10 protein-coding genes are annotated in these 14,063 nt (G+C 44.0%); 7 read left to right on the top strand and 3 right to left on the bottom strand.

Annotated features, from left to right (window positions below):
• Positions 1–18: 18 nt before the first annotated feature.
• From pfaD to L884_RS0113750, 3 genes are all read left to right on the top strand, one after another.
• Positions 19–1,647, top strand: a complete 1,629-nt coding sequence (pfaD, locus tag L884_RS0113765; RefSeq protein ID WP_028768040.1) for an eicosapentaenoate synthase subunit PfaD — start codon at positions 19–21, stop codon at positions 1,645–1,647.
• 624 nt (positions 1,648–2,271) lie between these two features.
• Entirely contained in the window at positions 2,272–3,879 is a 1,608-nt protein-coding gene (locus tag L884_RS0113755; RefSeq protein ID WP_028768039.1) for a sensor domain-containing diguanylate cyclase, read from the top strand.
• A gap of 294 nt (positions 3,880–4,173) precedes the next feature.
• The gene (locus L884_RS0113750) at positions 4,174–4,728 is read left to right on the top strand and encodes a prepilin-type N-terminal cleavage/methylation domain-containing protein (RefSeq protein ID WP_028768038.1); all 555 of its coding nucleotides are present in this window, start codon (positions 4,174–4,176) and stop codon (positions 4,726–4,728) included.
• 66 nt (positions 4,729–4,794) lie between these two features.
• On the opposite strand, the gene L884_RS0113745 is transcribed toward L884_RS0113750, so the two are convergent.
• Positions 4,795–5,742, bottom strand: a complete 948-nt coding sequence (locus L884_RS0113745; protein ID WP_245603129.1) for an ornithine cyclodeaminase family protein — start codon at positions 5,740–5,742, stop codon at positions 4,795–4,797.
• Positions 5,711–6,877 (bottom strand): DSD1 family PLP-dependent enzyme, encoded by a 1,167-nt coding sequence (locus L884_RS0113740; RefSeq protein ID WP_028768036.1) that lies wholly within the window; start codon positions 6,875–6,877, stop codon positions 5,711–5,713. Before L884_RS0113740 ends, L884_RS0113745 begins: the two co-directional genes overlap by 32 nt.
• 235 nt (positions 6,878–7,112) lie before the next feature.
• Between L884_RS0113740 and L884_RS0113735 the strand changes: the two genes are divergently transcribed.
• Positions 7,113–8,033, top strand: a complete 921-nt coding sequence (locus L884_RS0113735; RefSeq protein WP_028768035.1) for a LysR substrate-binding domain-containing protein — start codon at positions 7,113–7,115, stop codon at positions 8,031–8,033.
• A 45-nt stretch (positions 8,034–8,078) separates the two neighbouring features.
• On the opposite strand, the gene L884_RS0113730 is transcribed toward L884_RS0113735, so the two are convergent.
• Complete coding sequence (locus L884_RS0113730) at positions 8,079–10,391, bottom strand: penicillin acylase family protein (RefSeq protein ID WP_028768034.1); 2,313 nt, start codon at positions 10,389–10,391, stop codon at positions 8,079–8,081.
• A 265-nt stretch (positions 10,392–10,656) separates the two neighbouring features.
• On the opposite strand from L884_RS0113730, the gene L884_RS0113725 reads away from it, so the two are divergent.
• The 3 genes from L884_RS0113725 (at position 10,657) to L884_RS0113715 (ending at position 14,045) form a co-directional block, all read left to right on the top strand.
• Positions 10,657–10,908 (top strand): hypothetical protein, encoded by a 252-nt coding sequence (locus tag L884_RS0113725; RefSeq protein WP_028768033.1) that lies wholly within the window; start codon positions 10,657–10,659, stop codon positions 10,906–10,908.
• A gap of 680 nt (positions 10,909–11,588) precedes the next feature.
• On the top strand, positions 11,589–11,852 hold the full coding sequence (locus L884_RS0113720) for a hypothetical protein (protein WP_028768032.1): 264 nt from the start codon (positions 11,589–11,591) through the stop codon (positions 11,850–11,852).
• Between the two features lie 147 nt (positions 11,853–11,999).
• Entirely contained in the window at positions 12,000–14,045 is a 2,046-nt protein-coding gene (locus L884_RS0113715; protein ID WP_028768031.1) for a pentapeptide repeat-containing protein, read from the top strand.
• Positions 14,046–14,063: the final 18 nt, after the last annotated feature.

Below are 14,063 nucleotides of genomic sequence, written 5' to 3'. Positions count from 1 at the left end.
TTAAGGGTCTTACAAATAATGAATCCTACTGCAACTAACGAAATGCTTTCTCCGTGGCCATGGGCTGTGTCAGAGTCAAACATCAGCTTTGATGTGCAAGTAATGGAGCAGCAACTCAAAGATTTTAGCCGAGCATGCTACGTGGTAAACCACGCTGAGCACGGTTTTGGTATTGCACAAACCGCAAATATCGTCACCGAGCAAGCGGCTAACAGCACTGATTTACCTGTCAGTGCTTTTACTCCTGCATTAGGTACAGAAAGCCTAGGCGACAGTAACTTCCGCCGTGTTCATGGCGTTAAATATGCCTACTACGCAGGGGCGATGGCGAATGGTATTTCATCTGAAGAGCTTGTCATTGCTTTAGGTAAAGCCGGCATTTTGTGTTCATTTGGTGCAGCCGGTCTTATCCCAAGCCGCGTTGAAGCCGCGATTAACCGCATTCAGGCAGCACTGCCAAATGGTCCGTACATGTTCAACCTTATCCATAGCCCAAGCGAGCCAGCGCTAGAGCGTGGTAGCGTTGAGTTATTTCTAAAACACAAAGTACGCACCGTTGAAGCCTCAGCTTTCTTAGGCCTAACGCCACAAATCGTCTATTACCGCGCTGCCGGTTTAAGCCGCGATGCACAAGGTAACATCGTTGTGGCGAACAAAGTTATCGCCAAAGTAAGCCGCACCGAAGTGGCTGAAAAATTCATGATGCCTGCGCCGGCAAAAATGTTGCAAAAGCTAGTCGATGACGGTTCTATCACGCCAGAGCAGATGGAATTGGCTCAGCTGGTGCCTATGGCTGACGACATCACAGCAGAAGCCGACTCAGGTGGTCACACTGACAACCGACCACTCGTTACACTACTGCCTACGATTTTAGCGCTTAAAGAAGAGATCCAAGCCAAATACCAGTATGAAACGCCAATCCGTGTCGGTTGTGGCGGTGGTGTTGGTACACCTGATGCAGCGCTGGCAACCTTCAACATGGGTGCAGCCTATATTGTTACCGGTTCAGTAAACCAAGCATGTGTTGAAGCAGGTGCCAGTGAGCACACTCGTAAGTTACTTGCTACAACTGAGATGGCTGATGTGACCATGGCGCCAGCAGCAGATATGTTTGAAATGGGCGTAAAACTGCAAGTGGTTAAACGCGGTACCCTATTCCCTATGCGTGCTAACAAGCTCTACGAGATCTACACCCGCTATGACTCTATTGAAGCGATCCCTGCAGATGAACGTGAAAAACTTGAGAAACAAGTATTCCGCTCAAGCCTAGATGAAATTTGGGCGGGCACAGTGGCACATTTTAACGAGCGCGATCCAAAGCAAATTGAGCGTGCCGAAGGTAACCCTAAGCGTAAAATGGCATTAATTTTCCGTTGGTACTTAGGCCTTTCAAGCCGCTGGTCAAACTCTGGCGAAGTAGGTCGTGAAATGGATTATCAAATTTGGGCAGGCCCAGCACTTGGTGCCTTTAATCAGTGGGCTAAAGGCAGTTATCTAGATGATCACCAACAACGCAATGCCGTCGACGTTGCTAAACACCTAATGTATGGCGCCGCTTACCTGAGCCGCATTAACTCACTGACAGCCCAAGGCGTAAAAGTGCCCGCACAGTTACTGCGCTGGAAACCGACACAAAGAATGGCTTAAGAACAGCCTTGAGAGAATAAAAGTCAGCCTTGAGCGGCTCATAGAATAGTATCTTGAGCAGCTCGTAGAATAATATCTTGAGCGGCTTTTATAAAAAACAGTCTAACTAAAAGCCACTAATTTGCATTAGTGGCTTTTTATTTTGCCTATCGAGTAAAAATGACCGCTGTTCAGTAAAAATTGGCTAGGAGACTATAATACCAATCAGTATAAACATTTAGTCACTCAGCGAGAGTTTAGCGGTTTTGAGGCAAGGTCATTAAGTGCTCCTGCTTTAATGACATTCGCTGCATCCATGCAGCTCGCAACGAGTGAAGAGCATAGTTGTTCTACGTTCGAGCTCGTTAACACGGCATCAGAATCGCTAAAACTCGCCATTCTGGAGCGTTTTTGGCTGCCTATTTCTGCGTTGATTAGCTTTATAAGGGAATAACCATTATTGCAGCTATTCGCCTTGAATTAGTTTGCCAAAAACCGCTCTGAGTTGATCAAATTATTGTACTGATTGGTATTATTAAGCTTTAATTAACTAATAGTCTGTTTTACAAGGTTTCTACTATTATCAAACTTAAATCCCAAACCTTTAATCAGCTCCAATTACGGGTATCGGCAGCGATTTTCATTTTGTTTGCCAGTGCAGTGTTTGCGTTTAGGATTTGGGTACAACTTCCCATCATTGAAAAATCCCTTGTAAAAGTATCAGCACAAGAACTCACCGCTCTCAACTTTGCTTTTAAGCAGATGAGTAAGCCACTGCATACAATCAATTACGACTATGCGGTATGGGACAGAACCTACAGCTACATGAAAAGCTCAAATATGAGTGCTAAACGGTTTTACGAGCAACACGAATACCCTGATGACACTTTTAAAAGCTTGAAAGTTGACGGCGTATTCGTTTTTAACAATGAAAATAAGCTGGTATTTAGCAAAGGCTTTAACCACGATAACGACCAACGCTTAATATTCACGTTCACCGACTTTAAACAATATCCGCAAAATAAAGCGCTCTCGCCCCAAAAGAAGGTGGCATTACCTCCCATAGAGCCACAGATAGAGTCACCATCGGATGTGCCGTCTAAAACAGGAGTTATTGCCACTCAGTACGGGCCCGCCCTATTTAGTTCAACCACTATTTTGCAGTCCAATCGCACAGGCCCCATTATGGGTTACCTTGTATTTATCCGATTAATTGACAAAAACTTTATCGACGAGTTATCACAGTACACCGTTGCAGGCGTTACCATGAGTCCCCTAACTCAAGATGAGCAGAATGGCAATGGCATCAATTTGGACTCTAATGTTGCACCGACAAAACTAACAGCGAGTTCAACGAGAATCGTACATAATATTGATGGTAAACCGCTATTTAAGTTGGTTTTAAATCACACTAACACTAGCCTTCCGCCACTCATTGATTCAAGCGTGATCATATTACTCGCTGAACTGTCTACCTTACTATTACTGGGATACTTACTATATTCTTATTTCTTGGTTAACCCCGTTAGGAAGTTAGCCGTTGATATTGAAGAGATGGATAAAAGTCGAGAAATAAAAAAACTGCAATACAGCTATCGGATCAGCGAACTCGTCAAAGTTGCCACCCATTTCAATGCGCTTATGGGTACTATCCAAGAACAAACTAAACAACTAAACGAGCAAGCCTATATTGATAAGCTGACCAATATTCCAAATCGCCGCAGCTTTGAGCAACGCTTAGAAACTTATTGCCAGTTACTGGCTAGGCAGCAAATTGGCTTTACTTTGATTATTGCCGATGTTGATCATTTCAAAGAGTATAACGATAACTTGGGCCACCTTGCTGGTGATGAAGCGCTGATGAAAGTCGCGCAAGTGTTAACTCAACAATTCTATCGCGCAGAAGACATTTGTGCTCGCTTTGGTGGTGAAGAGTTCATCATGCTTTTCAGAGATATACCTGAGCAACCACTGTGTCATAAGTTAGAGGCTATGAGAAACGGCTTTAAAGAGCTGAACTTGCCTCACCCCACATCAAAGACAGCTAAATATGTGACCGTCAGTTTTGGGGTATGTACGATTACCGCTAATGACTATGCATTTAAAAGCGAATCTAGTGTTATTGCTCGTCAAGCGATTTTGGCGGCTGATAAAGCGCTGTATCATGCAAAAGCAAGTGGTCGAAACCGTTTTTCAAAAACCATAATGACTTTAGAACAAATCGAGCAAAATAATACAGACCCAATCACATAGCTTATCCCTAAAAACCACTGAATGCCGTTGTTAAGTCTCTTGTCACGGCAACAGCAACTAGTCCAATTAGCAATAGAAAAACTTATCCGAACACAGCTAAATTAAATAAAATAATAAACAAATTTATTCTTACCTTTTAAATCAATCGAAAGTGTAAAGAGAATTCGATAAAGTGTTACATTCGCATTAATAAAAATAAGCCTTTTTTATCGACGAGATCAATTTACGTAAGAGGTATAAAATGTACAATAGCTGACCTGTTAAATGCGGTACATTTTGAAGTAGAGAGCGGTGATGAAACAAAATACGAAAGGCTTTACATTAATAGAATTAGTCATCGTGATTATAATTTTGGGCGTGCTCGCCGTCGTTGCACTGCCAAAGTTTATCAATGTACAAGATGATGCCCGTAGATCCGCAATGAGTGGGCAATTTGCCGCCTTTGAAAGTGCCGTAAAACTTTACCACAGTGGTTGGTTAGCAAAAGGCTATAACAGCGCGGTTGAGCAACTTCCGGGGTTTGGTGAAGGCAATGTCGCATCAAGCCCTGAGGGTTTTCCATACTCAACATCAGGAACTGCCTCTAACACAGATGCATTTAAAGCATGCGGTGAACTCTGGCATGGGATCACAACAACAGACTTTACGATTGGATATGTAGAAGATGAAGACTTAATGACTGCTAATGTAGACATCGCTTACACTTACCGTACAGATCAGTGCATTTATCGCGACTTATATTTTATTCAGCGCGGCGAATCGACTCAAGTAATGAACTATTACTTTAATACAGGCAAAATCGAAATTATTGATGCCCACTATAATTCTGATGGTACATTGTTACCATAAAATGCTATTTGAAATAAAGGGCTGTTATTACAGCCCTTTTATCACTTCATATTGCCCTGTCTCCCCTTAGCTTTGGCTCAAGGCTAAAATATGCGATGCAACAAATAAGTCTTGAATTGCAATACCAGAGCTATCAAAAATGGTAATTTCATCATCGCTTTGCCGCCCTAAAACAGACTCATCTATCACTCGGCCGATCTCTGTTATCGCAATATTCCTACTGTGCTGAAACTCCCCAATCACAATGGACTGAGCGGCAAAATCGCAAAACAAACGCGCGTGCTGATACAGTGCAACTGGCAGTTCTTGTTTACCCACCTTATCTGCACCCATTGCTGAAATATGACAGCCCGGTTTTACCCATTCAGCTTCAAATAAAGCTGCTTGAGCTGTTGTTGCCGTCACTATGATATCAGCTTGTTCACAGGCTGATTTTGCATCACACACTTGTGCATTAATGCCTTTTTCAACAAGGCGCTTAGCCATATTCTCAGCTTTACAAATGCTACGGCCAACCACATAGACTTTAGTGATTGTGCGCACTTGGCATACTGCTAACACCTCATATTCAGCCTGATGCCCTGTGCCAAATACCGTCAACACCGCAGCATCAAGTCTAGCCAAATAATTAACAGCTACCGCATCAGCTGCAGCTGTTCGGTATGCATTTACCGTTGTAGCAGCAATGACTGCTTGCAACATGCCCGTTAACGGGTCGAGTAAAAACACATTAGTGCCGTGGCACGGCAAACCATGTTTGTGGTTATCTGGCCAATAGCTTCCTGTTTTCCAGCCTACTAGCTCCGGCGTTGCCGCAGACTTTAAAGAGAACATCTCATCAGGGTTAGCACCTTGGGCATTCACCACTGGAAACAAAGACGCTTTGTCAGCAATCGCTGCAACAAAGGCTTGTTTAACTGCGTCATAAGCCAGCTGATGCGAAATCAGCTTAGATGTTTGTGCTTCAGATAAGTAGATCATGTTACCAACCTTGTACTCGATTCCAGATCTCATAATCATCATTGCCAGTATCAAAAACATGGTACTGAGCATGCATAGAGGCGGTGGCACAAGCGTGGTTAGGCAGAATGTGTAAACGGCTCCCCACAGGAAACTCTTCAAGACAGATAGGACTACCATCAACTGCTTGGATAATGCCGTGCTCTTGGTTTACCGTTATAACCTGTAAGCCAGACAAAACTCGGCCATTTTCATCACACACCAAGCCATATCCACAATCTTTAGGTTGATCTGCTGTGCCTCTATCACCTGATAGCGCCATCCAACCAGCATCAACAAAAATCCAGTTTTTGTCTGCGTTATGCCCAATCACACTGGTTACGACACTCGCTGCAATATCACTTAACTGACATACATTAAGCCCTGCCATCACTAGATCAAAAAACGTATATACGCCAGCACGAACCTCAGTGATCCCCTCAAGGTTTTGATAACTTTGTGCCGTTGGCGTTGAACCAATGCTCACTATGTCACACACCATGTTCGCTGCACGAATACGCTCGGCTGCTTTTACAGCGGCAGCTACTTCATTTTGAGCCGCATCAATTAATTGTTGCTTTTCAAAACACTGGTAGGACTCACCCGCATGGGTCAGTACTCCGTTAAAACTTGCTGCACCGTCAGTTAGCAGCTGGGCAATTTCAAGTAATTTATCATCTTCTGGTGCAATGCCACCACGGTGACCATCGCAATCAAGCTCGATAAGCGCCGAAATACTGCAACCATGGGTTTCACAGAAATGGTTTAATTGATGTGCCTGTTCAATACTGTCGAGCAATACTCTGACATTAATCCCCTGTGTAAGCATACTGGCAATACGAGGTAACTTGGTATCGGCAATACCCACAGCGTAAACAATGTCCTTGTACCCCGCAGAAGCAAGCGCTTCAGCTTCTTTTACTGTCGATACCGTCACAGGCGAGTCTTTACTCGGCAATAGCAGCTCGGCAGCTTCAAGTGATCTTAGGGTTTTAAAATGCGGTCTGAGATTTGCCCCTAAACCTTCAATCTTATTTCTTAGCTGATTAAGGTTATTGATAAATACTGGCTTGTTTACATATAAAAAAGGCGTATCAATTGCCTGATATTGCTCTTGCTGAGTGCTGGAATGTACTTGAGTCGATGACATGGTTAGATCCTAGTTTACCAATCAATCCGGTAAGTTTGATTTATTGCAAAAGCACTTAAATTTAGACGCTTACATAAGGGGCTCTGATGCCTGAATAATGGCTCAAACGCACATGTAAGCATAAAAAGTTCAAAGCTTTGAAACACATCAAACTTGTTGGTCAATAGCTAGTATCCATCAACCAGTATTTATTTTATATTAACTATTATCAACATATAGATTAGGTTGAAACCTAATGATTATTACTGAGGATCTACGCTTTATCAGCGTTATTGCTAGTCATCGCACCTTAGCCGATGCCGCTAGAACACTCAATATCACACCGCCGTCAGTGACTTTACGCCTGCAGCATATTGAAAAAAAACTCTCCATGAGCCTGATCCAGCGGCCTTCCCGCGTGGTTAGCCTGACCGAAGAGGGACAGCTTTTACTCAATAAAGGCCTGAGTATTTTACAAAGCTTAGATGAACTGCAAGAGCTAATCGATCAACGAAAGTCAGTGGTCTCTGGCAAATTAAAAGTATTAGCACCACTTGGATTTGGTAACGATTACATTGCGCCATTACTCGGCCAATACAAGCTCACTCATCCACAGCTTGATATTGAGCTCGAGCTATCAGACAACCCCAATTGGTCGAATCATCATAAATGGGACATCATCATTTATATTGGTGCGCTCAATGACTCATCCCTAAAAATGATCACCTTAGCTAGCAACCAACGTTTTATTTGCGCCTCACCTAGTTATCTTGAACGTATGGGCCACCCGCAAACACCACAGCAGTTAACTCAGCACCAGTGCATTGCCCTTAGAGAAAACAACGAAGATGTGACCCTATGGCAATTTAGCCACAGTGACACTAACTCACATCACGAGATCAGGATAGATCCCAGCCTTGCCAGTAACGAAGGCCGAGTTATTAAAGATTGGGCACTCGCAGGCCTTGGCATAATTATGCGCTCAGAATGGGACGTTCAGCCACAAATAGACAGTGGTGAACTAGTACGCTTGCTACCTGAGTACACGCTGCCTAACGCCAACATTGTAGCCCTGCTAAGTAGCCCAACCAAAGCGCGCTCAGCTCGTATTTCAGGTTTTATCGACTTACTAAAACAGCGACTCGGCAAAACACCGTGGCTTAAACAGCACAACTAAAGTATTAGCTAGGAAACCTATTCCTAGCTAACAGCTTAATCATGACTATTCTGCCGAGGAGTTAACGCTCGGCAATATTTGTAATTGATAAATAACCTCACCCGGCAGTAAGGGGGTTGATTGCTGAGTTGCGTACTCATCAAACCCTGCACGATAAAACTCAGATAATGGATGACCAGACTGGCCACCCGGAACCGTCATAATCGCATTTTGTTCATCACCGGCTTGCACAATAAAGCGCTGCGATGCGCCAAATGAGCGACCCTGCACTGCTGGCATATAGCTATCACCAAAACCCGTTACAGTCGGCATGTCTAATAAGCCACTTAACATAGGAATTTGCTTTGAAAATGGATGCTGAATGCTAAGCTGATTAACCTTGCCCCATGTCAAATCTGTTAACTCGCCTCGCTCACTGTAGTTAGCCAATAACTTATCACGGCTTTCACGATAACTGGTTAGCATAAAATCTGCCCATGTGTTGTGGGTACTTGCTAGCCAAGAGGCAGGTTGTTGCTCTATCAATTGCCACATAGCAGGTTCAAGACTGCGTTTTATTGGCCCTAAACTGATTGCGGTTTTACTCAGCTCAGTTTCAAGCGGCGCAAACGTGTTATCAATTAGCTGGCTGCGAAAGTGACGAACTAAGGTGTAACCAACTGAGTCCGCACAAGCGCAAGCTTGCCAGTTTTTGATCAACTCAATATCCTTAGCATACAACAGCGGTTGTCGCTCAAGTTGGCTTAATAATAAAGTTTGCCAAGCTTGCAAGAAGCGCGCTTGGTTATCTAACTGCAACTGATAGAAATCATCTACCGCAAAGCTTTCAGCCTCGAATAACCTATCTCTAATTTGCACACTTCTTGCCCCAAGCGCATAGCCACCATCACCTAACCGTTGATGATCTTTCGTCGATACAACACGAGAATTACCAGACCATAACCGCCCTTGCTCAGGGTTGACCACAGAGGGCAGTTGCTGATTAGCTTGCAGCCAATTTACAGGCTGAAAATCAATCGGTGCAAGTGCGACATCGCTTGGGTTAGTGCGTGACGGAAATGCTCCCGCAGGTTTCCAAGCTGCATTACCGGAATCATCCACCAGCAGCATATTCTGCACAGGGATCCCCATGGTCGATGCAAGTTCAATCCCTTCCTCAACGGTGCTGATAGCATCTAGTTCCAGCAAACTCATATCAACGGCGTAAGGCTGATGTGCTACCCAAGCAAGCGCATATTTTTGTTCACCAAGCTGCTTGACCGGCCCATAAGGTGAGATTTCAATTTCATAGTTAACCTCAGAATCAGCTAACGCTATGGTTTCATTTTCAATATAAATTGGCGTTTGTGCATCGATTGCTATCCAGTCAGCAGTGTCGATGTACGCATTAGTAAAGCCCCAAGCAACCCGGCCATTGCTACCAACAACAATTGCCGGCGCTCCCGGAAGCGACACTCCTGTTAATTGCACAGACTGTTGTTGCTGTTGGTAATTCAACTGAGCGCGATACCAAATTATCGGTACGGCAAAGGAAAGATGCATATCATCAGACAACATAGCCTTACCGTTAGTCGTTAATGCCGGTGTTACAGCCCAATTATTGCTGCCAACCTCTACCGGCTCAGTAATATCCCTAGCAACTGCTCGGCTTAGTAATATTGGGTCGAGCGCAGGAATATCAGCGTCACTCAATGGGATTAAACTGGAATCTAGCGCAGCTTGATAATGGCTTGCTTGGGTAAGGAATTGACGCATATCCGCACCGAACAAGTTTTCAACTTGGGTTAAGGCTAAATCGCGCTTGATGGTATTGCCTTGTAAATCTAGATACATGCTAAAAATAACCAGCAAACTGTCTGCTACAACCCAAGGCTTTGGCGTCGCACCTGTTACAAGATATTCAAACGAAGCCACCTTTTGCGCGGCAACAGCATCGTTTACGCCTTGAGCATAACTATTGAGCAGCGCTAAATGCTGTGGTGGCAGCGTTGCAGCAATGGTGTTGGCACGCTTACGCAATTGATGAAAGCGCCGACGTTTATCGAGTTCAAGGGCTTTATCACCAAAAATTTCCGCCAATTCGCCAGCGGCATTACGCCTAAGGAGATCCATTTGAAAAAAACGATCTTGTCCATGGGCATAACCTAGGCCATAAGCTGCATCTTGACGATTATCAGCACTGATAATAGCAGTACCTAAACGGTCTCGTTCGAGGGTAACTTTAGCGCTAACTTGAGGGCTACTCACGCTATCACTCAGTTTTGGTAAGCTGGATGAAAATGCCCAATAGGTGCCGATTGCAGCAAACGCAGCCAAAGAGCTTGTCGCTAAAAGTGCTATTTTTATTTTTCTATGCATGACTTAATAGGCCCTAGCAATTAACAACCCATTTAAGGATCTGTTTAACAATCAATGACAACCATCATAAACCGGGTTACACAAATGTTAAACAGTCATTTGAATTTTATCGACCAGCAAGATTATCACTAACTCGGTAATAGGTTCGCTTCTGCGCGAATAACCGCTACTGAACTTGAATATATGCCAGTTTATTCACTTCAATAGCCTGTGTTTTATGGCACAATGACCCAATTGATAACAGTCAGAGATATCACCACTGCCGATGGCAAAACCCAATAAAAAAGGCCCTACACAAACCGTTGAGATCTATTGCGCTAAATGCAAAACCCAGCTGTTTAAATATCGTAAAGGCGGCAAAGGCGCATTGGTAAAGTGCTTTAAAGAACGCATTGTTGATGACTACACAACAACCCCATGTCAATGCCCGAGCTGTGAGCAGATCTTTGCTCGCGACACGCTTATTCGCGGCGCTCCGGCATTTAAAATGGTTGGTGGTAAGGTCACAATGAAGTAGTCGCCTTAGCATGAAGGTGATTACATTTATTTTGGGATTGGTGTTATCAAGTAGAGTGTCTGAACTTGTAGCTTGGTAGTTATCAATCGCCTGCCGCGGGTGCTGGACAGGATGTCCGAATGTCGTGATAACATGGTCAATGATGTTCCCTACATCATAATGACATTCCCCATATTCTTATGGGTCAGATATGAAGGAACGACCTTATGTTCAGATACTGGCGTGACACGCTACACTTTTTATAGTGGAAAGTATCCTTTTAAGCTCGGCCATGACAAGTAGCACCCTGTAAACAAGCCAACTTGCCCCAGCCTATCACAATAAACGACAACACAGTTGTCTCTTATCATTCCACGTTTGCTGCGACTAACTCTGTAGTTGATGCTCGCGAAACTTTTGCAACTAATAACTCGTAAATAAAGTAACCAAGGTAAGCCGTTGTGCACTCGATAAGGCGGCAACATTTTGATAACATGCTAACTTTATAATACTCGAAAAGATTTGTAGCAAGTTTCCATCAAAGCACCTGGCTTTACGGGATAAGCATAAAAGAAACAAATAATAGCTTACATGCTATATCAAGCGGGTAAATGTTATGGGTAGCTTAGTCATTAGCTGAATTTTAACTGGACGATTTTGGCACTGCTTTGTAATAAGCCGTTACTACACAGGGATATGTAATGAAATACAGCCTTACCGCTATTCTCGCGCTTTCTATAATAGCTGCCCTTAGTGGCTGTTCTTCAACTTCAACTTCAACTTCAACTTCAACTTCAAAGTTTGCAGAAGTAGAAAGTGAAACATCAAATTTTTGTTCGAAATTCAATGGCATCAACAAGATGGGGAAAGAAATCAAGGTAACGAAATATACCATAAAAGTAGAAGAAACCGATGAGTATGGTAATAAGTCGGAAGCGAATAAAACTGTAATTTGCGCCGCATAGTACCGCTAACAACATAGACAAAAACAAAATAATCGTTGTTTTGGTCCTTAATTCGGCTCTAGCAATACAGAAAGGATAGATAGCTAATAGTTACAATAACTTAAAACCTCCATTTCAAGAAATCTGTTCAATAATAAGGAAGATAACGTGCAGACTATTAACGGTTACCACAAAAAATTTAACGGATTGTTAGCGTTAACTTTTTCTCTTACCTTCGTCACCGCTTGTGATAGCGACGATAATCATACTCAAATACAATCACGGCTTTTAACTGAAAAGGATTTTGCCAATAACACCCGCTTACGTGCTAATCCAGAGCAAGGCACTGTTGCTTTGTTTCTTGAGCCACCTTCTGCCACTTTAACAGCAGACTCTAACGGCGAGGCTGGCACCGACTTTATCCCTTATCAATATTCACGCTCCCTTAAACATACGTTTTGCTATGAAGATACTAATAGTAATTCAACTCATACAATGGTGCTTAACAATAGTCGTGGTGAAAAAATGCTGGGCATGACTGCTAATGATGAGTGCGTGTCTGTCATCATCCCAGCTGGAGAGTATCAACTCGTATTGACCCACGGTCAGCATGTCGATAGCACAGATACGACTTTCTTAGTCACAACTCCAGATAATGGCTCGCAGTCAGACGGCAATAGCGTCAACTATTCCATGGTTTCCAAGCTACTGTCGACCATTGGCAATGCACTCATTAGCCCAGCTTATGCGGAGAACACTGATGATAATGTGACTACGCTGATTTCCACTAATTCATGTCAAAATTGTGATTTATCAGGCGCTGACTTAAATAATGCCACACTCACATTTGCAGATCTGTCGGGCGCTGATTTAAGTGATGCCATATTAACCAATGTCGATCTTTTCGAATCAACACTCACCGGAACCAACTTTAGTGGTGCCGATATGAGCAATGGTGATTTTCGTGGCTCAGAAATGACCTATGCCGATCTTAGCAATGCCAATTTAACTGGCGCTTATTTTTCAAGTGCGCAACTATCCCCTGCCGATCTTGACAACGCGACTGTCACTGATACTGATTTTGATAATGCTAATCTTGTTGGTGCGACATGGATAGATGGCGGCATTTGCGATATCACCTCTGTAGGCTTTTGTAATTCAACAGCAGTTGCAGAGACAGATCCGTGCGACTCAGTTAAACAGGACGTTACCGATGATGGTAATACTGTCTATAAATGTTTATTGCCCGCTATAGACAAGGAAGTGTGTACCACAGAATACGGTGGTGTTGATGGCGCTACACCAATAGAAAGCTGCGAAGCAAAAGATACTTCAGAGCTCATTACTTCTGTAAATCTTGTCGATATTTTCAGTCAAGTTAGTTCATCGTTTGATACCAGCTTAGACAACGACACTCCTCTGGCTATTTTGGCTTGGGGTGGAGAAGGGGGGATTGGCTCAAATGGTGGACTTTGGACCTCTGGTGGTGACGGCGGTAAAAGCGGTTTTGCTTCAACGGTCACAACCCTTTCTCATTTCCTCGATGACTATGGACAAACATCATTTAACTTTTTCCTTGGTGAAAATGGCACATTGAGTAATATCGATGGTGACGGCGGCTCATCGACATTAGTGATGATCGCAGAAAGCAGCCCGAGTTCACTAGAAGACGATGTCATATTGATCGCCGGCGGTGGTGGCGGTGGCGAATCATCAGGCTGGCTTAACGATGGTACAGATGGCGGTGCCGGTGGTGTTGCAGCCTCATCAATCATGGGTCAAGGAACGATTGGCATAGGCCAAGCCATTATTGATGTTGCCGACGGTGGCAGCACGGATGAGTGGGGTAATGGTGGCAATGGCGCAGATGATGGTAAAGACGGTATTGGTGGCCAAGGCGGACAAGGATATTTAGGCCGCAATAGTGCATGGGTCAATGGTGATCCTGGGGTCGGTTCCGATGGTAGAGGTGGCAATGCTGATGATAGCTTTACCGCTTCTGGCGGCGGTGGCGGCGGTGGTGGTTATGGCGGCGGTGGTGCTGGCGACGATGGAGCCGGAGCCGGTGGCGGAAGCTGGTCAGTGATCCCAGCCACTACCTGTAACAGCGCGCCGACTCAAGACACAGCACCTTCAACTGCAGGTTCATCAGGTGATGACTTTGGCAGTAAGAATGGCGCTGTCGAAGTTTGGATATTTCCAAAAGGCTGTTAGCCACAGATATAACAAGCA

This window comes from Shewanella fidelis ATCC BAA-318, assembly GCF_000518605.1.
Lineage (GTDB): Bacteria > Pseudomonadota > Gammaproteobacteria > Enterobacterales > Shewanellaceae > Shewanella > Shewanella fidelis.
This window is presented reverse-complemented; position numbering and strand designations above follow the sequence as displayed.